Source organism: Enterobacter cloacae complex sp. IR5402 (assembly GCF_049238125.1).
In the GTDB taxonomy this organism is placed as follows: Bacteria; Pseudomonadota; Gammaproteobacteria; order Enterobacterales; family Enterobacteriaceae; genus Enterobacter; species Enterobacter hormaechei_C.
This window is the reverse complement of record NZ_JBMKHO010000003.1, coordinates 163,509-184,006: the sequence shown is the minus strand read 5'-3', so window position 1 is coordinate 184,006 and position 20,498 is coordinate 163,509. Positions and strand designations below refer to the sequence as shown.

Annotated in this window: 18 protein-coding genes; 11 read left to right on the top strand and 7 right to left on the bottom strand. The window is 57.3% G+C overall.

Features of this window, described 5'->3' with window-relative positions; genetic code table 11:
• Positions 1-51 precede the first annotated feature (51 nt).
• Together ybbP and ybbA are read right to left on the bottom strand one after the other, a co-directional pair.
• Positions 52-2,466 (bottom strand): putative ABC transporter permease subunit YbbP, encoded by a 2,415-nt coding sequence (gene ybbP / locus ACOTXL_RS07145; protein ID WP_045346981.1) that lies wholly within the window; start codon positions 2,464-2,466, stop codon positions 52-54.
• Entirely contained in the window at positions 2,463-3,149 is a 687-nt protein-coding gene (ybbA, locus tag ACOTXL_RS07140; RefSeq protein WP_023315548.1) for a putative ABC transporter ATP-binding protein YbbA, read from the bottom strand. Before ybbA ends, ybbP begins: the two co-directional genes overlap by 4 nt.
• Here ybbA and tesA point away from each other — a divergent pair.
• The 3 genes from tesA to ACOTXL_RS07125 are packed head-to-tail and all read left to right on the top strand — an operon-like array spanning position 3,120 to position 5,455.
• A complete protein-coding gene (gene tesA / locus ACOTXL_RS07135; protein ID WP_045350626.1) occupies positions 3,120-3,752 on the top strand; it encodes a multifunctional acyl-CoA thioesterase I/protease I/lysophospholipase L1 in 633 nt (210 codons plus the stop codon). The genes ybbA and tesA overlap by 30 nt on opposite strands.
• Positions 3,733-4,542 carry an SDR family oxidoreductase gene (locus ACOTXL_RS07130; protein WP_006809829.1) on the top strand — a complete coding sequence of 270 codons (810 nt, stop codon included), beginning with the start codon at positions 3,733-3,735 and terminating at the stop codon, positions 4,540-4,542. The genes tesA and ACOTXL_RS07130 overlap by 20 nt, the downstream gene beginning before the upstream one ends.
• Positions 4,543-4,600: 58 nt before the next feature.
• Positions 4,601-5,455, top strand: coding sequence for a co-chaperone YbbN (locus tag ACOTXL_RS07125; protein WP_003858935.1), 855 nt, complete (start codon positions 4,601-4,603; stop codon positions 5,453-5,455).
• A gap of 51 nt (positions 5,456-5,506) precedes the next feature.
• Here ACOTXL_RS07125 and fetB read toward each other — a convergent pair whose 3' ends face one another.
• Both fetB and fetA read right to left on the bottom strand, forming a co-directional pair.
• On the bottom strand, positions 5,507-6,289 hold the full coding sequence (gene fetB, locus ACOTXL_RS07120; protein ID WP_023324253.1) for an iron efflux ABC transporter permease subunit FetB: 783 nt from the start codon (positions 6,287-6,289) through the stop codon (positions 5,507-5,509).
• Positions 6,282-6,953 carry an iron efflux ABC transporter ATP-binding subunit FetA gene (gene fetA / locus ACOTXL_RS07115; RefSeq protein ID WP_410031811.1) on the bottom strand — a complete coding sequence of 224 codons (672 nt, stop codon included), beginning with the start codon at positions 6,951-6,953 and terminating at the stop codon, positions 6,282-6,284. Before fetA ends, fetB begins: the two co-directional genes overlap by 8 nt.
• Before the next feature lie 142 nt (positions 6,954-7,095).
• Here fetA and ACOTXL_RS07110 point away from each other — a divergent pair, with 142 nt between their 5' ends.
• The 3 genes from ACOTXL_RS07110 (at position 7,096) to ACOTXL_RS07100 (ending at position 9,467) form a co-directional block, all read left to right on the top strand.
• Complete coding sequence (locus ACOTXL_RS07110) at positions 7,096-7,950, top strand: hypothetical protein (RefSeq protein WP_023324252.1); 855 nt, start codon at positions 7,096-7,098, stop codon at positions 7,948-7,950.
• Between the two features lie 153 nt (positions 7,951-8,103).
• Positions 8,104-9,018 (top strand): SPFH domain-containing protein, encoded by a 915-nt coding sequence (locus ACOTXL_RS07105; protein ID WP_003858941.1) that lies wholly within the window; start codon positions 8,104-8,106, stop codon positions 9,016-9,018.
• Complete coding sequence (locus ACOTXL_RS07100; protein ID WP_022650512.1) at positions 9,015-9,467, top strand: NfeD family protein; 453 nt, start codon at positions 9,015-9,017, stop codon at positions 9,465-9,467. Before ACOTXL_RS07105 ends, ACOTXL_RS07100 begins: the two co-directional genes overlap by 4 nt.
• Here ACOTXL_RS07100 and cueR read toward each other — a convergent pair.
• Positions 9,464-9,874 carry a Cu(I)-responsive transcriptional regulator gene (gene cueR, locus ACOTXL_RS07095; RefSeq protein WP_017383222.1) on the bottom strand — a complete coding sequence of 137 codons (411 nt, stop codon included), beginning with the start codon at positions 9,872-9,874 and terminating at the stop codon, positions 9,464-9,466. The two genes, ACOTXL_RS07100 and cueR, sit on opposite strands and share 4 nt — an antisense overlap.
• 108 nt (positions 9,875-9,982) lie before the next feature.
• Between cueR and copA the strand changes: the two genes are divergently transcribed.
• The 3 genes from copA (at position 9,983) to ybaK (ending at position 14,004) form a co-directional block, all read left to right on the top strand.
• The gene (copA, locus tag ACOTXL_RS07090) at positions 9,983-12,481 is read left to right on the top strand and encodes a copper-exporting P-type ATPase CopA (protein WP_045350593.1); all 2,499 of its coding nucleotides are present in this window, start codon (positions 9,983-9,985) and stop codon (positions 12,479-12,481) included.
• A gap of 50 nt (positions 12,482-12,531) precedes the next feature.
• A complete protein-coding gene (locus ACOTXL_RS07085; RefSeq protein ID WP_045350594.1) occupies positions 12,532-13,326 on the top strand; it encodes a TraB/GumN family protein in 795 nt (264 codons plus the stop codon).
• A gap of 198 nt (positions 13,327-13,524) precedes the next feature.
• Entirely contained in the window at positions 13,525-14,004 is a 480-nt protein-coding gene (ybaK, locus tag ACOTXL_RS07080; protein ID WP_003858950.1) for a Cys-tRNA(Pro)/Cys-tRNA(Cys) deacylase YbaK, read from the top strand.
• Between the two features lie 120 nt (positions 14,005-14,124).
• On the opposite strand, the gene ushA is transcribed toward ybaK, so the two are convergent.
• On the bottom strand, positions 14,125-15,777 hold the full coding sequence (ushA, locus tag ACOTXL_RS07075; protein ID WP_022650509.1) for a bifunctional UDP-sugar hydrolase/5'-nucleotidase UshA: 1,653 nt from the start codon (positions 15,775-15,777) through the stop codon (positions 14,125-14,127).
• 164 nt (positions 15,778-15,941) lie between these two features.
• Here ushA and ACOTXL_RS07070 point away from each other — a divergent pair, with 164 nt between their 5' ends.
• The gene (locus tag ACOTXL_RS07070) at positions 15,942-17,162 is read left to right on the top strand and encodes an MFS transporter (RefSeq protein ID WP_045350595.1); all 1,221 of its coding nucleotides are present in this window, start codon (positions 15,942-15,944) and stop codon (positions 17,160-17,162) included.
• Between the two features lie 232 nt (positions 17,163-17,394).
• Entirely contained in the window at positions 17,395-19,071 is a 1,677-nt protein-coding gene (gene ybaL, locus ACOTXL_RS07065) for a YbaL family putative K(+) efflux transporter (protein ID WP_022650507.1), read from the top strand.
• Positions 19,072-19,164: 93 nt separating this feature from the next.
• Here the strand turns inward: ybaL and ACOTXL_RS07060 are convergent, their stop codons facing one another.
• Positions 19,165-20,469 (bottom strand): inosine/guanosine kinase, encoded by a 1,305-nt coding sequence (locus ACOTXL_RS07060; RefSeq protein ID WP_022650506.1) that lies wholly within the window; start codon positions 20,467-20,469, stop codon positions 19,165-19,167.
• Positions 20,470-20,498: the final 29 nt, after the last annotated feature.

Here is a 20,498-nt window from a genome sequence, read left to right as displayed (position 1 = left end):
AGCAATGACGCACCAGCAGAAATGCCGGTGCGTCATCATCACGTCAGTAAACTAGCTGACAAACTGGCGGAATAGCGCTTTACCTTTCAACAGCCGGGATCCGAGCCAGCCGCCGCACAGGGACAGCAGCACGGCGCCGCAGACGGGCAGCGTGAGCCACAGCCGCCAGTCGGGCTCCCACGGGAAGTCGAAGACTTTGCTCTGGAGTACCGCCAGCGCCGTTTCCGCCCCGATGGCCGCCACCAGGCCCGCCACCAGCCCGAGCAGGGCAAATTCGCTCCACAGCGTGGCGCGCAGCAGCCGTTTACTGGCCCCCAGCGTGCGGTAGACAACCAGCTCCTGATGACGCTGACGCATGCCGACCTGCACCTGCGCCAGCAGCAGCAATATGCCACAGATCGTCACCAGCACCACCATCACCTCCAGCGCGCGGCTTACCTGCTCCAGCACCTGCCCGACCTGTTTAAGGATCGCGCCAATATCCAGCAGGCTCACCGTCGGAAATTCCCGGTTAAGCTGCGTCAGCATGCCGTTGCCGTTTTCCCAGCGGAAGCTGGTGAGCCAGCTCTGGGGCTGTCCGTCCAGCGCACCCGGCGGGAAGATGAAGAAGAAGTTTGGCCGCAGGCTTTCCCAGTCCACTTTACGCAGGCTGGTAACTTTGGCGGTGAAATCCTGGGTATCACCGGTGAAGGTCACGCTGTCGCCGAGGTTCACGTTCAGGCGTGTCGCCAGCCCCTCCTCCATCGACACTTCCCCCGCTTTCGGCGGCCAGGTGCCAGCAACGATCGGGTTATGGTCCGGACGTTTCGCCTGCCAGGTCAGGTTGAGTTCGCGGTTGAGCGATTCATCCTTATTTCCCTCCGTCGACTGGCCGTTGATCTGCGTCAGTCGGGCGCGCACGATCGGATAGAACGACTCGGGAATAATGTGATGCTCGGACAGGAAGCCCTTCAGCGGCGTCACCTGCTCGGGCGCGATGTTGATCAGGAAATAGTTCGGGCTTTCTGGCGGAAGCTGCTGCTGCCAGCGATCCAGCAGATCCCCGCGCAGCACCAGCAGAAGCGCCAGCAGCATAAACGACAGCGAAAATGCCGAGAGCTGGCTGAGGGTAGACCACGGCTGGTGCAGCAGTCGGTTAACCGCTAACCGTATGGAAAGTGATTTAACTGTCAGCTTTCTCAGCACATTAAGCAGTATCCAGCCCACTACGCCGCACAGCAGCGCCAGCACCACCGCGCCCGCCAGCACCGCCCACAGCAGCGTACTGCCGCCCATCAGCCAGGCCAGCAGCCCGACCGCCACCGCAATAATCACCGGCAGGTAGAACTTCAGCGGCCAAACGCTGGCCACCACATCGCGGCGCAGCACGCGCAGCGGCTGGGTGGCGAGCAGCAGTCGGTACGGGCGTAACCCCACCAGCAGGGAGATCGTCGTCATCGCGCCGATTGCCCACAGCCACGGCCAGAGGCTGGCAGGCGGTAATGCGGCGGGCAGTACCGGTTTGAGCAGCACCATCAGAAGCTTTTCAAACAGCAGCCCTATCGCCCCGCCGGTCAGAGCCGACAGCGCCAGCACCATCAGCCACTGGCCGACAATCAGCTTGCGCAGTTGCGCGCGGCCCGCGCCGAGGGTTTTGAGGATCGCCACCAGATCGTAACGGCTGCGGCAGTAGTGCCCCATCGCCACGGCAACCGCCGCAATGGCAAGCAGCAGGGTTAACAGCGCCGACAGCAGCAGGAACTGCTGAGAACGCTCAAGAGATTTGCCGAGCGCCCCGTCATCCTGCTCCAGCCCGTACCAGCGGTGTTCCGGCTTGAGCTGCGGCAGGAGCCATTTTTCGTACGCCTCCAGCTGAGCTGGCGTTCCGCCAAACTTATACCGCCAGGTGACACGGCTTCCCGGCTGGACGGCGTGGGTTTTCGCCACATCCGCGGTGTTCATCAGCAGGCGCGGCGCAAGCTGGAACGGATTAAATCCGGAGTCGGGCTCCTGCACCACTTCCCCAGCAATTTTGAGTGTCGCGTCGCCGACATCGATACTGTCGCCGGGTTTCAGGTTCAACAGCGCCATCAGTCGCGATGCCAGCAGGACCGTACCGGCCGTCGGTTTTAGCCCCGGCGGGCTGGTTTGTAAGTCACCGTACATCGGGTAGATGTCATCCACGGCTTTTACGCTGGCAAGCTGCGGCGTGTCGCCCGCAAAGGTCATGGTCTGAAAGGTGATCTGCTCCCCTACTTTCAGCCCCTCTGTGCGCGCTTCCTCAATCCAGCCCGGCGGCACGGGGCGAGAACTTTGCAGAGCCCGGTCCCCGGCCATAAATTCCCGACTCTGCTGGCTAAGCCCTTTCTCCATACGATCGCTGACGCTACCGAGCGCCAGCACGCAGGCCACCGCCAGGCTCAACGCCAGCCAGACAATCAGCAGCGAGGGCGAGCGCCACTCGCGCCAGAACCAGCGGGCAATCATGCTTCCTCCTGAAGAATACCGTTCACCAGCCGCAGGCGGCGGTCGCAGCGGGCGGCCAGCTGCGGGTCGTGGGTAACCAGAATCAGCGTGGTGCCGTGCTCGCGGTTGAGGGAAAACAGCAGATCGGCAATTTTGTCCCCGGTTTTACGGTCGAGATTGCCCGTTGGCTCATCGGCAAACAGCACTTCCGGGCGCCCGTTAAACGCCCTGGCCAGCGCCACGCGCTGCTGCTCACCGCCGGAAAGCTGTGCCGGAAGGTGGTCGAGACGTTTTCCCAGCCCCAGCTGTTCCAGCAACGCCTTCGCGTGATCGCGGCTTTCACGGGTATTTTCACCGCGCAGCAGGCCAGGTAGCTCAACGTTTTCCAGCGCGTTCAGCGTCGGGATCAGCATGAATGACTGAAAGACAAACCCGATATGCCGGGCTCGCAGCGCGGCGCGGGCCTCTTCATCAAGCGCGTGGAGGGGCTGGCCGACCAGGTTCACTTCCCCACTGCTGCCATCGTCCAGACCGGCGAGAATGGCCAGCAGCGTGGACTTACCGGAACCGGATTCACCAATCAGGGCGATGGTTTCGGCACGTTTGACAACGAGTTCAACTCCGGTGAGGATGGAAAGCTCGTGTTCCCCCTGACCGACGGACTTCTTAAGACGATGAACTTCAACAATGTTTTCCGCTGGCATTTGCCCTTCCTGTTTTTGATGCTGATGACCTTCCGCGCGGCGGCTGCGGACACGTTATTGATTCTGGGCGACAGCCTGAGCGCGGGCTATCGTATGGCCGCCAGTGCGGCCTGGCCCGCCCTGCTCAATGATAAATGGCAGTCCCGGGCCTCTGTCGTGAACGGCAGCATCAGCGGCGATACGTCGCAGCAAGGCTTATCGCGCCTGCCTGCCCTGCTTAAGCAGCATCAACCGCGTTGGGTGCTGGTCGAACTGGGCGGTAATGATGGTTTGCGCGGCTTCCAGCCTCAACAAACGGAGCAAACGCTGCGGACCATTTTGCAGACCATTAAGGCCGCCGATGCCCAGCCGCTGCTGATGCAAATTCGCCTGCCCGCTAACTACGGCCGTCGGTATAATGAGGCGTTTAGCGCGATCTATCCTAAGCTAGCCAAAGAGTTTGATATTCCGCTGCTGCCATTTTTCATGGAAGAGGTCTATCTGAAACCCCAGTGGATGCAGGATGATGGCATTCACCCCAATCGCGATGCCCAGCCGTTTATTGCCGACTGGATGGCAACCCGGCTGGCTCCTTTAGTAAAACATGACTCGTCAAACAGCTGAGAACCTGACAGGTAAAGTTATGCAAAAATCGGTCTTAATAACAGGATGTTCCAGCGGAATTGGCCTTGAAAGCGCCCTTGAACTGAAACGTCAGGGGTTTTGGGTGCTGGCAGCCTGCCGCAAACCCGAGGATGTCGAACGCATGCGAGGGCTGGGATTTACCGGCATTCTGCTGGATCTCGATTCGCCAGAGAGCGTAGAGCAGGCCGCCGATGAGGTTATCGCCCTGACCAACAACCGTCTTTACGGTCTGTTCAACAATGCGGGCTACGGCGTGTACGGCCCGCTACAGACTCTCTCACGGGAACAGCTGGAGCAGCAGTTCTCCGCAAACTTTTTCGGGGCGCATCAGCTTACCATGCGCCTTCTCCCGGCCATGCTGCCGCACGGCGAAGGGCGGATTGTCATGACCTCCTCGGTGATGGGCCTGATCTCCACACCGGGCCGCGGGGCTTACGCTGCCAGTAAATATGCGCTTGAAGCCTGGTCCGATGCGTTGCGCATGGAGCTGCGCCACAGCGGTATTAAGGTCAGCCTGATTGAACCCGGTCCGATCCGCACCCGCTTTACGGAAAACGTTAACCAGACGCAGGCGGATAAACCGGTCGAAAATCCCGGCATCGCGGCGCGTTTTACGCTTGGGCCAGAAGCCGTCGTTGCCAAAGTGCGCCACGCATTTGAGAGCGATACCCCTAAAATGCGCTATCCGGTCACGCTGGTGACCCATGCCGTCGGCTGGTTGAAACGCCTGCTGCCGGGGAGGATGATGGACAAAATTTTGCAGGGTTGAGTTGAAGCGACCACGCTTACCCCCATGTAAAGAGTAAACCGATAAAAGAGAATGCCGCATGTCCGTACAGAATATCGTCAACATAACTGAAGCTAACCTGCAACAGACGCTCGAACAGTCAATGACTAAACCGGTGCTGTTCTACTTCTGGTCTGAACGCAGCCAACACTGCCTGCAACTGACGCCGGTCCTGGAAAGCCTTGCCGCGCAGTACAACGGTCAGTTCATTCTGGCGAAGCTGGATTGTGACGCCGAACCGATGGTGGCTTCCCAGTTTGGCCTGCGTGCGATCCCAACCGTCTACCTGTTCCAGAACGGTCAGCCGGTGGATGGCTTCCAGGGGCCGCAGCCTGAAGAGGCGATCCGCGCCCTGCTGGATAAAGTCCTGCCGCGCGAAGAAGAGCTGAAAGCGCAGGAAGCCATGGCGCTGATGCAGGAAGGCAAGTACGACGAGGCGTTGCCGCTGTTAAAAGACGCGTGGCAGCTGTCGAACCAGAACAGCCAGATTGGTCTGCTGCTGGCAGAGACCCAGATTGCACTGCACCGCCCTGAAGACGCGGAAGCCGTGCTGAAAACGGTGCCGATGCAGGATCAGGACACCCGTTATCAGGGTCTGGTGGCGCAGATTGACCTGCTTAAACAGGCGGCGGATACCCCTGAAATTCAGCAGCTTCAGCAGCAGGTTGCGGACAACCCGCAGGATGCCGCGCTGGCAAGCCAGCTGGCGCTTCAGCTTCATCAGGTGGGGCGTAACGAAGAGGCGCTGGAGCTGCTGTTTAGCCATCTTCAAAAGGACCTGGGCGCCGCAGACGGACAGGCGCGGAAGATGTTCCAGGAGATCCTGGCCGCGCTGGGTACCGGTGACGCGCTGGCGTCGAAATATCGTCGTCAGCTGTACGCGTTGCTCTACTAGCAAAAAAATGCCCGGTGGCGCTAACGCTTACCGGGCCTATAAAAGCAGATATTACCCCGTCTTTTTCAACTGCGTCACCACCAGCTGGTGGCGCGCGTTGTAAAACTTCCGATAGGTCAGGTAGCAGGCAATGATGGTGGACAGGCTCGCCGTAGAGAGCAGCATAAACGTCACCATAATCTGGTATTTAATGGCTTTTACCGGATCGATACCGGCAAAAATCAGCCCCGACATCATGCCCGGCAGGCTCACCAGCCCCACCGTTTTGGCGGAATCCACCGTTGGGATCAGCGAAGAGCGAATGCTGTCGCGGATCAACCTCGCCGAGGCCACCTTCGGCGTCGCGCCAAGGCTTAGCTTCTCCTGAAGCTGCTGCCGTTCACTGCTGAACCGTTGCCCCAGATTGTTGTAGCACAACCCGACCGCCACCATCGCATTGCCCGCAATCATCCCGGAAATGGGGATCACCTGCATCGGCGTAAATTCTATCGAGCCGGAAAGCACCAGCACAGCCAGCGTTAACGCGGTCCCGGTAGTGATGGCGATCAACGACGAAATGAACGCTTTATCGATGTATTTACTGCGTTTCTGCGCGTTCCATGCCGCGTTAAAGCAGATAAATAGCACCATCAACAGGGTCAGCACGGCATGATTGACGTTGAAGATGTATTTCAGCACATAGCCGACGATGATGAGCTGAATGACCGCGCGGGCGATACTCCAAAGAATATCTTTTTCCAGCCCCAGCTTTTCCCGGTAGCTGACCACAATCGCCACCAGCACCAGGACCATTGACAGCGCCAGCGATTCGTTGGTTATGTTATGTTCACCCACGGTGAGCCTCCTCCATTTTCCCGCCCTGCGGCCTGAGCGTGATGATATCATCCGCATGGGTAATTTCATTTGAATCATGCGTCACCCACAGCACGGCAATATTCTGCTCCCGGGCGTAGCGATGGATAATGTCATTGACGTTGCGCTTGTTAGCGTCATCCAGCGCGCTGGTGATTTCGTCCAGCAACAGCGCCTTCGGCAAGAATTGCAGGTTACGGATCAGCGAGACGCGCTGCTTTTCCCCTCCCGACAGTTCGGCGATCGATTTGGTCAGCGTCTCCGGCGAAAGCCCGAACCGGGTCAGATCGTCGGTAAACTTTTTCGGATCAGGCGTTTGGTTGCGGATGTGCCAGGGGAAAACCAGATTGTCGTACACCGTGTCGCCAAACAGGGACGGCGTTTGCACGCAGTATGACACCTGCTGGCGATAGCTTTCCGGTGAAAGCGTGGCGATATCTTTTCCTGCAAACAGGATGGTTCCCTCCGTTGGGCTCAGTAGCGAAGCCACGATTTTCAGGAGGGTGCTTTTGCCGCAGCCGGAGGGACCGGTTATCAGTTTAAATTCGCCCGGAGAGAGACAAAAATCGACGTGCTGAAGGATGGTGTTATCACCCACACGAAAGCCAACATCCCTGATATCCAGAAGATTTTTTTTATTATTCATTCCGATTCCATTAACCGCTGTGATAAGAAGAGCCTTTAGCATAATCCTTTCCGCTACGCAGCGCGAATAGCCTTAACCTATAGCAAGTGTTAAACTTTTTGCCTGTTTATTGTCACCTCTATCACTACAGGAAGTCAGCAACATGACACATATCTTTTATGAGTTCTCCTCCCTGAAGCCTGGTGTTCCTGATGTGGAAACATTAATGGAAGTCATCAATTCTTCTGAACTCACGCGTTTTGTCATGGGTGCAGAGGTGGTCGATTTTGTTAAGAAGGCGCTCATCGTTAACACCACAATCGGTAGCTTTAAAAACTGCTATTTTGCTTTTGATGATGGGGCTTACTTTCTCGAGTTTGACGGCAAGGGTAAATCCAGACGCTTTACTGAGGTGCCTGACTGGTTCGTTTCCCCTGCGGAATTTGCCCGCTCGCAATGGCTGATTAACCATGACCTGGCCGATGTGAAGGCGACGGCGTTTATTGACGTGCTGATGTCCTACCCGCTTAAAGAGCGCCGGGCGCACTGCAATCTGCTGTTTGGTCTGGATCTGCATAAGGTCAATGTGGTTCCGGCACCTACAGCCCCTGCCGGAAAAATGGGCAATAAAAACGGAAAAACTACCAAGCCTCGCGTTACGGATCTCGGCTCTTTTGAGCTTTTTACCGCGTTCTTTGCGCGTATGAAAACCGCCGTCAATGCTAATGAATTCCCTACCCTACAGGTGCTGACCGGCCAAGAGGATCTTACAAAAGCGCCGCACAACTTAAAGCAAGGGATCAGAACCTGGTTTAAAGCGATTACTGGCGATCTGCCGCCGAACAACAAACGTGTCGGGGCGGGCAATGCGGTATTGTTCTGCGCTCCCGTTCGCGAGCAGATCCAGCAGATAGAGGCCATCGGCCTGGAAAAATACTATCAGGGCTTATCAAAAGCCATCGCTGACGCCGGGGATGGGTTTATCACTGACTTCAGCTATACCTGGTCTGAAAAGTAACGCTTTGCGCCCCGCATCCCGAACGGGGCGTTTTATTTCTGCCAGTCCGGTTCCCACCTCTTTACAGGGGCGAAATCCTGTTCGTTAGCCGATATACTTACGTTCAACAAATACGCAGTTTTCTCGTTACGGCATGCAAAACAGGAGGTTTTTATGCTCATCGTTGTTCCTGTCCTTATTTTCGTTGCGCTGGTTATCGTGGGCGCAGGCGTCAAAATTGTCCCGCAGGGTTACCAGTGGACCGTCGAACGCTTCGGTCGCTACACCAATACCCTTCAGCCGGGTTTAAGCCTGATCGTCCCGTTCATGGACAGAATTGGGCGCAAGATCAACATGATGGAGCAGGTGCTGGATATCCCTTCTCAGGAAGTCATCTCCAAGGATAACGCCAACGTCACCATCGATGCGGTGTGCTTTATTCAGGTGATTGATGCGCCAAAAGCGGCCTATGAGGTGAGCAACCTGGAGCTGGCGATCGTCAACCTGACCATGACCAACATCCGTACCGTGCTTGGCTCGATGGAGCTGGATGAAATGCTCTCCCAGCGCGACAGCATTAATACCCGCCTGCTGCACATTGTGGATGAAGCCACCAATCCGTGGGGGATCAAAGTGACACGCATTGAGATCCGCGACGTGCGCCCACCGGCAGAGCTGATTGCTTCCATGAACGCGCAGATGAAGGCCGAGCGTACCAAGCGTGCCTATATTCTTGAAGCCGAAGGGGTGCGTCAGGCTGAAATCCTGAAAGCGGAAGGGGAAAAACAGTCGCAGATCCTGAAAGCCGAGGGCGACCGTCAGTCTGCCTTCCTCCAGGCGGAAGCGCGTGAACGTTCGGCAGAAGCGGAAGCCCGCGCGACGCAAATGGTCTCCGAGGCGATTGCCGCCGGGGATATCCAGGCCGTGAACTACTTCGTCGCACAAAAATATACCGATGCGCTGAAGGAGATCGGCTCCGCGAACAACAGCAAAGTGGTGATGATGCCGCTGGATGCCAGCAGCCTGATGGGGTCTATCGCCGGAATTGCCGAACTGATCAAAGACGGCGGAAACGAGCGTAAAAAATGATTGAGCTCATCGTTGCACATCCTCATGCGTTCTGGCTAAGCCTTGGCGGACTGCTGCTGGCCGCCGAGATGCTTGGCGGCAACGGTTATCTGCTGTGGAGCGGGGTTGCCGCGGTGATTACCGGGCTGGTCGTCTGGCTGCTGCCTGTCGGCTGGGAGTGGCAGGGCGCGCTGTTTGCCGTGCTGACGCTGCTGGCCGCCTGGCTGTGGTGGCGCTGGCTGAACAAACGGGTGAAGGCGCAGAAGCCGGTCGACGCGCATCTCAACCAGCGTGGGCAGCAGATCGTGGGTAAACGCTTTACGCTTGATAACACGCTAATAAACGGACGCGGTCATATGCGCGTGGGGGACAGTTCGTGGCCGGTGGTGGCCGATGATGACCTCAGCGCCGGCACGCGGGTTGAGGTCATCGCGGTGGAAGGTATTACCCTGCGGGTTAAAGCCTGTTAGGCGTGGGTTTTACGGTGGCAGCAGCCGGAAAGATTGTCGATAATCGGGCACTCGGCGCTGTCATCTCCCGGGCAGGATTCTGCCAGCTGTAACAGTTGCTCACGCATCGCCTGTAATTCGATGATATGGCGTTCGATCTCCGCCACTTTTTCCAGCGTACGTTTTTTCACGTCGGCACTGTGGCGTTTCGGATCGTTAAACAGGTTAACCAGCTCGCCGCACTCCTCAAGGTTAAATCCTACCTGTCTTGCCTGGCGCAGTAACGTCAGTTCATCAAGATGCAGCTGCGTATAGCTGCGGTAGCCGTTCTCACTGCGCAACGGTGGCGTCACCAGCCCTTTTTCCTCATAAAAGCGAATCGCTTTGCTGGTTAAGCCGGTTTTTTTCGCAACATCGCTGATATTCACATTTCCCCCTTGACCTTCCCCTTGATGGAAGGTTTAACCTTCATAACAGTTAGCGAAAAGCAGAGTGAAGGTCAACAATTGACCAGAACATTATACGGGAGTTTTGTTATGTCTCACACTATCGACCTGACGCTGGACGGCCTCTCCTGCGGCCACTGTGTCAAACGCGTTAAAGAAAGCCTGGAGCAGCGTCCTGACGTGGAAAGCGCTGAGGTGACTATCGATCATGCCGCCGTGACCGGCAGCGCCAGCGCCGACGCGCTGATTGATACCATTAAACAGGCCGGTTACGGGGCGGAGTTAAGCCACCCAAAGGCTAAACCGCTGGCAGAATCATCATCCCCGTCGGAAGCACTGACAGCGGCCACTCCTGAGCTTCCGGTAGCTGATGACATTGATGACAGCCAACAGCTGCTGATCAACGGCATGAGCTGCGCCAGCTGCGTTTCCCGGGTACAAAACGCCTTACAGGCGGTACCGGGTGTAGCACAGGCACGGGTAAACCTGGCGGAGCGTACTGCGCTGGTGATGGGCAGCGCCTCCGCCGCAGAGTTAGTGCAGGCCGTGGAGAAAGCGGGCTACGGGGCGGAGGCCATCGAAGATGATGCCGAGCGCCGCGAGCGCCAGCAGGAAACGGCTGTCGCCACCATGAAGCGCTTCCGCTGGCAGGCGATTGTCGCCCTGCTGGTCGGTATTCCGGTGATGGTGTGGGGCATGATGGGTGACAACATGATGGTCACCGCTGACAACCGCACCCTGTGGCTGGTGATTGGTCTGATTACCCTTGCGGTGATGGTGTTTGCAGGCGGGCATTTCTATACCAGCGCCTGGAAGAGCCTGAAAAACCGCACCGCGACGATGGATACCCTGGTCGCCCTCGGGACCGGCGCGGCGTGGCTCTATTCGATGAGCGTTAACGTCTGGCCGCAGTGGTTCCCGATGGAGGCGCGCCATCTCTATTATGAAGCGAGTGCGATGATTATCGGTCTGATTAACTTAGGCCATATGCTCGAAGCCCGCGCGCGTCAGCGCTCGTCGAAAGCGCTGGAAAGATTACTCGATTTAACCCCGCCGACGGCCCTCGTGGTCACGGACGACGGGGAAAAAAGCGTTCCGCTCTCAGAGGTACAGCCGGGAATGACGCTGCGCCTGACCACCGGCGACCGCGTGCCCGTCGACGGTGAAATCACCCAGGGCGATGCCTGGCTGGATGAAGCGATGCTGACCGGCGAGCCGATTCCTCAGCAGAAATCTCAGGGCGACGCCGTGCATGCCGGTACGGTCGTGCAGGACGGCAGCGTGCTGTTCCGCGCCAGCGCGGTCGGGAGCCATACCACGCTGTCACGCATCATTCGCATGGTCCGCCAGGCGCAGAGCAGTAAGCCGGAGATTGGTCAGCTTGCCGATAAAATCTCCGCCATTTTTGTGCCGGTGGTCGTCGGTATTGCCCTGCTGAGCGCGGCAATCTGGTATTTCTTCGGCCCGGCGCCGCAGATTGTCTACACCCTGGTGATCGCCACCACGGTACTGATCATCGCCTGCCCTTGTGCCCTTGGCCTGGCCACGCCGATGTCGATTATCTCTGGCGTCGGACGCGCCGCCGAATTTGGCGTACTGGTCCGTGATGCTGACGCCCTGCAACGGGCAAGCACGCTGGACACCCTTGTTTTTGATAAAACCGGCACGCTCACCGAGGGCAAACCGCAGGTGGTGGCCGTCAGTACCGTTGGCTGTACGGAGACGGATGCCCTGCGCCTGGCCGCCGCGCTGGAACAAGGCTCCAGCCACCCGCTGGCGCGCGCCATCCTGGAGAAAGCCGGTGATGCTCGTCTACCGCAGGTAAGTAACTTCCGCACCCTGCGCGGTTTAGGGGTCAGCGGTGAAGCCGAAGGCCATACGCTGCTGCTGGGAAACCAGGCACTGCTGACTGAACACGGCGTTGATACGTCCGCGCTGGACGCTGAGCTGAACGCGCAGGCCTCTCAGGGCGCGACGCCGGTTCTGCTGGCGAGGGATGGTCAGGTGGCGGCGCTGCTGGCCGTGCGCGATCCGTTACGCCAGGACAGCGTAGATGCCTTACAGCGCCTGCACCGCGCGGGCTATCGTCTGGTGATGCTGACCGGGGACAACCCGACCACCGCTAACGCCATCGCCAAAGAAGCCGGTATTGATGAGGTGATCGCGGGCGTGCTGCCGGACGGCAAAGCGGACGCCATCAAGAACCTGCAAAGTCAGGGTCGCCAGGTGGCGATGGTGGGCGACGGCATCAACGACGCCCCGGCGCTGGCGCAGGCTGACGTAGGTATTGCGATGGGCGGCGGGAGCGATGTCGCCATTGAAACCGCGGCGATCACCCTGATGCGCCACAGCCTGATGGGCGTGGCGGACGCGCTGGCGATTTCGAAAGCCACGTTGCGCAACATGAAGCAGAACCTGCTGGGGGCGTTCGTCTATAACTCGCTCGGCATTCCGATTGCCGCCGGGATTTTGTGGCCGCTGACCGGTACCCTGCTGAACCCGGTTGTTGCGGGTGCGGCGATGGCGCTCTCGTCAATTACCGTGGTGAGCAACGCTAACCGTCTGCTGCGGTTTAAACCGAAAGATTGAACCTTGTACCCGTACGCGCTAGCATGAACCTTTCCGTTTATGGAGCGCGTATGGGTCTGTTTAATCGTATAAAAACATCGTTTCGCGCCCTTTTTCCCCGCCGTTATGCCTGGCCCGGTATGGATATTTCGCTTCTGGGCGGGCAGCATCTGCACCTGGTGGGAAGCATTCATATGGGCACGCAGGATATGTCCCCCCTGCCCTCCGGCCTGATTAAACTACTGAAGCGCGCCGACGCGCTGATCGTCGAAGCCGACATCTCCGGCCATGAATCGCCGTTTGCCGGGCTGGAAAGCGACCGCCCCCTGGCGGAACGTCTTAACGAGACGCAGCTGGCTGAGCTTACCCGTCTTGCGGATGAGACCGGCGTTTCGCTCTCTATGCTCGACACCCTGCCCCTGTGGCAAATTGCCATGGTGCTACAGGCAACCCAGGCGCAGCGCCTGGGGCTGCGCGGCGATTACGGTATCGATTATCAACTGCTGAATGCGGCAAGGGCGCGCAACCTGTCCATCATTGAACTGGAAGGCACGGACAGCCAGATTGCGCTCCTTCGCCAGCTTCCCGATGACGGCCTGATACTGCTGGATGATACCCTGACCCACTGGCACACCAACGCGCGTCTGCTGCAAACGATGATTGGCTGGTGGCTGGATGCGCCGCCCGCAGACGGTAAGCTGGCGTTACCGTCGACGTTCAGTGAATCGTTGTATGATGTGCTGATGAACGCGCGCAACCAGGCGTGGCGGGAGACGCTATATGCCCTGCCTGCCGGTCGTTATGTTGTCGCGGTTGGCGCGTTGCATTTGTACGGAGAAGGGAATTTGCCGTCGCTGCTGAAATAAAAAAATGGCCAATATTTCTATTGGCCCGTCAAAGAGGAATTTCATCGTTTTTATTATACCGAAGTGACCTTCGGCTACGCCGATTGTCGCTCAAAGTAACCATCACTGCCAATACTATTGCGCAAGATGGTGCTATTTTTTAGACAAACGTCAGGCGTATGCTGCTGGCATGAATCGTCTGTCGTAAGAAGGATAGCCATGACTCCCGCCGTTAAATTACTCGAAAAAAACAAAATTTCTTTCCGGATCCACACCTACGATCACGATCCGAACGAAACCAACTTTGGTGATGAAGTGGTGCGCAAGCTGGGGCTGAACGCGGACCAGGTCTACAAAACGCTGCTGGTCGCGGTGAACGGCGATATGAAGCACCTCGCCGTAGCAGTAACGCCCGTCGCCGGACAGCTTGATCTGAAGAAAGTGGCCAAAGCGCTGGGAGCGAAAAAGGTCGATATGGCAGACCCGATGGTTGCGCAACGCACAACGGGTTATCTGGTCGGCGGGATCAGCCCGCTCGGTCAGAAAAAGCGTCTGCCCACGCTGATCGATGCGCCTTCGCAAGAATTTGAAACGATCTATATTTCTGGCGGCAAACGCGGGCTGGATATCGAACTGTCCGCAGGCGATCTGGCGAAAATGCTGGACGCGAAATTTGCGGATATTGCGCGCCGGGATTGAGAAAATTGCCCGGTGGCGCTGCGAGGTAAAAGCAAAACGGTAACAGGCGTTACCGTTTTTTGTGTTCGCGCCCTCTCCCGGTGGGAGAGGGTTGGGGTGAGGGCATCAGGCCGCACAACACTACTGCCAGCTCACCTCACCTTTCGGCTCATACGCGTTCACGTCAATCGGTGAATTTTGCTGGATAAACTGCTTCAACACTTCCGCATCAATAAACCCGGTATTTACATAGCCCGGTTTGTTATCGATATGCGGATAGCCGTCGCCGCCGGTGGCGTTAAAGCTTAACGTTGCCAGGCGGTAGGTTTTCGCCGTATCAACCGGTTCGCCTTTGATTTTGAGATCGTTGAGCTTACCGTCCTTCGCGACGAAGCTGACGTTAGCAAACTGCGGATACGCCCCGGAATCTGGCTTCATCTGCGCCACGGCGGTCAGGTAGTCAATCACCTCCTTCCCGCTCATGTCCGCATAGACCACCACGTTGCCAAACGGCTGCACTTTGAGCACGTCTTTATAGGTGATGTCTCCGCCTTCGATGGAGTCACGAATACCGCCGCCGCTCATCACGGCGAAATCCGCATTCGTGCGCGCCATCTGCGCGGCCAGCACCAGACGCCCCATGTTGGTCTGCACGAAGCGGACTTTGCTGCGGTCCCCTTCCAGTCGTCCGTTAAGCGTGCCAATCTTCACGTCCAGCTGCGCTTTCCCTTTGCTCTGGAACGGCGTCAGCAGAGAGAGCATCTGCTGGTTTTCAGCGATCTCTGGCGTGTAGAGTACCCGCTCGCTTTTGCCGTCCGGGTAGGTCACTTTCTTCTTCAGGTTGACCGGGATGAGCTGATAGTGCACCAGCTTCATCTCGCCGTTACGGAATTCGAAATCCGCGCGGCCAACGTATTTACCCCACTCGTGGGCCTGTACAATCCAGATCCCGTTCTGACGATCCGGCGCGCACGGCGTGCCGGGCACATAATCTACCTGCTTTTTATTCTCAGAAGCCATGCAGACCGGATCCTGCGAATGACCGCCCACAATCATCGCCAGCGAGCCCGCTGGAAGGCTGCGCGCCATCTCCACGTCGCCCGGCGCGTTAGAGCCGTGCTGACCGTTATCGTAATGCCCCATGTGGGTGGTCGCGATAATCACATCCGGTTTTTCATTCTGCTGCAACTCCTGGATCACCAGCTTCGCTTCGTCCGCCGGTTTACGGAATTCGATGTCGGTGAAAAATTCAGGGTTGCCAATTTTGGCCGTATCGTCGGTGGTTAAGCCGATGACCGCGATCTTCAGATCCTGACGCTTGAACAGCGCCCACGGTTTAAACAAGCGCTCGCCGGTGCTTTTCTGATAAATATTGGCGGAAAGGAACGGGAATTTGGACCACTTCTCCTGCTGGCGCAACACGCTCAGCGGATTATCAAACTCGTGGTTTCCGACCGCCATCGCATCGTAACCAATTAAATTCATGCCGCGGAAATCAGGCTCGGCATCCTGCAAATCAGATTCCGGTACGCCGGTATTAATATCCCCGCCCGACAGCAACAGCACGCTGCCGCCCTGGGCCGCGACCTCTTTACGAATGCCGTCCACCAGCGTTTTTTGCGCCGCCAGGCCATATTCACCGTATTCGCTGCGCCAGAAATGGCCGTGATGATCGTTAGTATGCAGAATGGTAATTTTATAGGTTTTATCTTTTTCATACGCCTGCGCGGGCAGGCTTGTTAGCCCCCATGCGGCGATGAGCGCCAGCGCGACGCCACGCTTCATTAACTTCATCTTCTCTCTCCCTGACCCATAGACAAACGCAAAAATTACAGTGACTCACAAGAATAGACAAATAAGTTTTCAGAATTGCGACTTTCTTCAAATGTCACGGACGGGTATGTTAGTCGGATAATAATTACTCCCTGCATCTCTAATAACAAATCGACGTGGTATTTATGGCAATCAGTGAATCAACCCAGCCCGTCCAGGGCGCTCCGGCGTCGCCGCCGAAATCGCGCACTTCCTTTAAAGTATTAGGCGCAATCAGTCTCTCTCATCTGCTCAACGACATGATCCAGTCGCTGATTCTGGCGATCTACCCGCTGTTGCAGTCTGAGTTCTCATTAACCTTCGTGCAGATCGGAATGATCACCCTGACCTTCCAGCTGGCCTCTTCGCTGCTACAGCCGGTGGTGGGCTACTGGACGGACAAATACCCGATGCCATGGTCGCTGCCCATTGGGATGTGCTTCACCCTGAGCGGGCTAGTGCTGCTGGCCATGGCGGGCAGCTATGAGGCGGTACTGGTTGCCGTGGCGCTGGTGGGAACCGGTTCATCGGTGTTCCATCCGGAATCGTCCCGCGTGGCGCGTATGGCCTCCGGCGGACGCCACGGGCTGGCGCAATCTCTGTTCCAGGTGGGGGGGAACTTTGGTAGCTCCCTCGGTCCTCTGCTGGCGGCGGTGATTATCGCGCCCTACGGTAAAGGCAACGTGGCGTGGTTTGTGCTGGCCGCGCTGCTGGCGATTGTCGTCCTGGCGCAAATCAGCCGCTGGTATGCCGCGCAGCATCGCGTAAATAAGGGAAAACCTGCCGCGAAGATAACCAACCCCCTTCCGCGCAATAAGGTGATCCTTGCCGTCAGCGTGCTGCTGGTGCTGATTTTCTCGAAATATTTTTATATGGCGAGCATCAGCAGCTATTACACCTTCTATCTGATGCAAAAATTCGGATTATCGGTACAAAACGCCCAGTTCCACCTCTTTGCTTTCCTGTTTGCGGTGGCGGCAGGCACGGTGATTGGCGGCCCTGTGGGGGATAAAATCGGACGTAAGTATGTGATTTGGGGCTCTATCCTCGGCGTTGCGCCGTTTACGCTTGTTTTACCGTACGCAACGCTGGAATGGACCGGAATATTGACGGTGATTATTGGTTTTATTCTCGCGTCGGCGTTTTCAGCCATTCTGGTCTATGCGCAGGAACTGCTGCCGGGACGTATCGGTATGGTTTCCGGCCTCTTTTTCGGTTTTGCCTTTGGCATGGGCGGCCTTGGCGCAGCCGTGTTAGGGATGGTTGCCGACCACACCAGCATCTTCCTGGTCTATAAAATCTGCGCTTTCCTGCCACTTCTGGGGATGTTGACCATATTCCTGCCTGACAACCGCCATAAAGCGTAACTTCACGGCTGCCAAAGTTAAACTTTGGCAGCCGGATAACCTGATGTCATAAGGCTTTCCTCTCCCTCCCCTCAGCAAATTTATCAAAATCTGCCTTTTTTCATGCTTATTGCCTTTTTATTGTGTTTTCAACAATTATTCATAAACATAAGCGTAAAAATTGTCATAAACTATTAATCGGCTTTTTGGTATTTGCACCAAAAATGGATCACCCATCGCAAAAGGAGACGGAATGCACCACGCCACACCGCTTATCACCACCATTGTTGGTGGACTTGTGCTCGCTTTTATTCTCGGCATGATTGCCAATAAACTGCGTATTTCGCCCCTGGTAGGCTATTTGCTGGCGGGCGTGCTGGCAGGGCCCTTTACGCCGGGTTTTGTCGCAGATACCAAACTGGCGCCTGAGCTGGCGGAATTAGGCGTGATCCTGCTGATGTTTGGCGTCGGGCTGCATTTTTCCCTGAAGGATCTGATGGCGGTAAAGTCGATCGCCATACCGGGAGCGATCGCCCAGATAGGGGTGGCGACGCTGCTGGGCATGGCGCTTTCGGCGGTGCTGGGCTGGTCAATCATGACCGGTATCGTATTTGGGCTGTGTCTTTCAACCGCCAGTACCGTGGTGCTGCTGCGCGCGCTTGAAGAGAGGCAGCTGATAGACAGCCAGCGCGGGCAAATCGCGATAGGCTGGCTGATTGTTGAAGATCTGGTAATGGTGTTGACGCTGGTTCTGCTGCCCGCCGTCGCCGGGATGATGGAAAAAGAGAATATCGGCTTCGCCTCGCTGGCACTAGATATGAGCATTACCATCGGTAAGGTTGTGGCGTTTATCGCCATCATGATGCTGGTGGGCCGCCGTCTGGTGCCGTGGATCATGTCCCGCAGCGCCGCCACGGGCTCGCGTGAACTGTTCACGCTTTCAGTCCTTGCGCTGGCGCTGGGCATTGCCTTTGGCGCCGTCGAGCTGTTTGACGTCTCCTTTGCGCTGGGCGCGTTCTTCGCCGGGATGGTGCTGAACGAGTCCGAGCTGAGCCACCGCGCCGCGCACGATACCCTGCCGCTACGTGATGCATTCGCGGTGCTGTTCTTCGTCTCCGTCGGGATGCTGTTCGACCCGTTGATCCTCATCCAGCAGCCGCTGGCCGTGCTGGGTACGCTGGCAATCATCATCTTTGGTAAGTCCGTTGCCGCCTTCTTCCTGGTGCGGATGTTCGGTCACTCGCCGCGCACGGCGCTGACCATCGCCGCCAGCCTGGCGCAGATTGGCGAGTTCGCCTTTATTCTTGCCGGTCTGGGGATGGCCCTGAACCTGCTGCCACAGGCGGGGCAAAATCTGGTGCTGGCGGGGGCGATCCTCTCCATCATGTTGAACCCGGTATTGTTTGCCCTGCTGGAGAAATATCTCGAGAAGACCGAAACCCTCGAAGAGCTGACGCTGGAAGAGGCGACAGAAGAAGAGAAACAGATCCCGGTGGATATCTGCAACCACGCGCTGCTGGTCGGTTTTGGCCGCGTCGGCAGCCTGCTGGGTGAAAAACTGATGGCTCAGGGCATTCCACTTGTAGTGATTGAAACGTCACGCACCCGCGTCGACGAACTTCGCGAGCGCGGCATCCGCGCGGTGCTGGGCAACGCGGCTAACGAAGAGATTATGAATCTGGCGCATCTGGACTGCGCTCGCTGGCTGCTGCTCACTATCCCGAACGGTTACGAGGCTGGCGAGATTGTCGCCACAGCCCGTGAAAAATGCCCGCATATCGAAATCATTGCCCGCGCCCATTATGATGACGAAGTGGAGTACATCACCGAGCGCGGCGCGAATCAGGTGGTGATGGGTGAGCGTGAGATTGCGAATACGATGCTGACAATGCTGACGAAACCGCCGGTTGAAGAGGCAGTAACGGGGTAAGTTTTGTGCTGCCTGATGCCCTCACCCTGACCCTCTCCCGCAGGGAGAGGGAACAAACACTAAAAACGGCAACCACAGGTTGCCGTTTTACTTTTACCTGTCCCAGTACGCCTCTTCGAGGCTGTCTTCCCGTTCCGGCAGCCCCCGCGTTAAGCGCGGAGAATGCTGGTTCAGCACCTGATAACTCACGCGGTTCGCGTACTTACACACCTGCGCCAGCGAGGAATAGGTCAGCCAGTCGAAGGTATGTTTGCTGGAATTCGGCACGTTGGTTTTGTGGTAGGCGTTGGCGGTAATGTCGTGCAGCAGCGCGGCCAGCGCGCCGTCGCCCGCGCCGTTGGTGTTCATGATCTTCTCAGGGCCACCCATATACGGTGCGATGTGAGAGAAGATACGCAGCGGGTTGATGCAGTCTTTATGACGCATAGCGCGGCTGAACTCGTACTGGTTAAATTCGGCGATTGCGCCCGGCAGCAGCGGGTGCTGGGTTTTACGCTTGCTCTCTTCTTCCGTGAAGCCCGCCATGTACAGCCCGACCGGCCCGGCGGTGCAGAGCACCAGGTCCACCCAGTCCAGCGCCTTATCAGACGCCAGCAGCGGATCGCTTTCACCGGTCAGCGCTTCGGCTTCTTCTTCATTCATCGCCAGAATCGAGACGTGTTCTTTCAGGAAGGCCTGCCACCACTCCGGGTTGTCGGCAATGACGAATTTGGTGCCCAGCGTCAGAACCACAGGCACGTTGTATTTCTTCGCGTACTCAATTGCCTTCATGGTTGCGTCCGGCATTGGTTCGCCCGGCTTGCAGCGCACCAGATAGGAGGTCAGTACCAGCGCAGACGCGCCCGCGATCACCTCTTCCGGGATACTTTCAGCGCGCAGCTTATTCATATGGCCGGGGCTGATGGCAAAGGTACGCTCGCCGGAATCGCTTATCAGCGTAAAGCAGCGGCCAATCGGCCCGTCAACGCCCTGTAAATAGTTCAGATCGGTGCGGCTGGAGGTATTGCACAGGTAGCGGTAGGCGTAGCCACCGATTTCGATATTGCTGCACATCACGCCAAGCAGCACCGAGCGGTCGTCTGCCAGTACGGAGTAGTTGTGCATGGTGTTGCCGATAGTGCCGCCGGCAAACTGGTGGGTGATAAGATTTTCGCGCACCAGCTCCTGATACAGCGCTTCAGCAACGTCATCCTCAATCACCAGCGAGTGCCCGGCGCTCAGACCGTAACGTGCGACAAACGCATCATCCACTTTGGCTTCAATGTCCACCAGCGTCTGATCGATACCGACCACCCAGGCAGCGCTGGTTTCGCTTTCCTGCTGAATTTGCTGTAACAGCGGATCGCGGGCATCGACGGGGAAATAGTGTTTGGACTTACGTTTACCGGGAAATTTCATGGTCTGAACTGTGCAAAGAATACGGGCCG

Coding starts and splice junctions, on each gene's coding strand:
- ACOTXL_RS07070 (WP_045350595.1), top strand. CDS start 15,942: ATGGCAATCAGTGAATCAACCCAGCCCGTCCAGGGCGCTCCGGCGTCG.
- ACOTXL_RS07060 (WP_022650506.1), bottom strand. CDS start 20,469: ATGAAATTTCCCGGTAAACGTAAGTCCAAACACTATTTCCCCGTCGAT.
- ACOTXL_RS07085 (WP_045350594.1), top strand. CDS start 12,532: ATGGGTCTGTTTAATCGTATAAAAACATCGTTTCGCGCCCTTTTTCCC.
- tesA (WP_045350626.1), top strand. CDS start 3,120: ATGAACTTCAACAATGTTTTCCGCTGGCATTTGCCCTTCCTGTTTTTG.
- ushA (WP_022650509.1), bottom strand. CDS start 15,777: ATGAAGTTAATGAAGCGTGGCGTCGCGCTGGCGCTCATCGCCGCATGG.
- copA (WP_045350593.1), top strand. CDS start 9,983: ATGTCTCACACTATCGACCTGACGCTGGACGGCCTCTCCTGCGGCCAC.
- ybaK (WP_003858950.1), top strand. CDS start 13,525: ATGACTCCCGCCGTTAAATTACTCGAAAAAAACAAAATTTCTTTCCGG.
- ACOTXL_RS07110 (WP_023324252.1), top strand. CDS start 7,096: ATGACACATATCTTTTATGAGTTCTCCTCCCTGAAGCCTGGTGTTCCT.
- ybaL (WP_022650507.1), top strand. CDS start 17,395: ATGCACCACGCCACACCGCTTATCACCACCATTGTTGGTGGACTTGTG.
- ACOTXL_RS07125 (WP_003858935.1), top strand. CDS start 4,601: ATGTCCGTACAGAATATCGTCAACATAACTGAAGCTAACCTGCAACAG.
- fetA (WP_410031811.1), bottom strand. CDS start 6,953: ATGAATAATAAAAAAAATCTTCTGGATATCAGGGATGTTGGCTTTCGT.
- ybbP (WP_045346981.1), bottom strand. CDS start 2,466: ATGATTGCCCGCTGGTTCTGGCGCGAGTGGCGCTCGCCCTCGCTGCTG.
- ACOTXL_RS07100 (WP_022650512.1), top strand. CDS start 9,015: ATGATTGAGCTCATCGTTGCACATCCTCATGCGTTCTGGCTAAGCCTT.
- ybbA (WP_023315548.1), bottom strand. CDS start 3,149: ATGCCAGCGGAAAACATTGTTGAAGTTCATCGTCTTAAGAAGTCCGTC.
- ACOTXL_RS07130 (WP_006809829.1), top strand. CDS start 3,733: ATGACTCGTCAAACAGCTGAGAACCTGACAGGTAAAGTTATGCAAAAA.
- ACOTXL_RS07105 (WP_003858941.1), top strand. CDS start 8,104: ATGCTCATCGTTGTTCCTGTCCTTATTTTCGTTGCGCTGGTTATCGTG.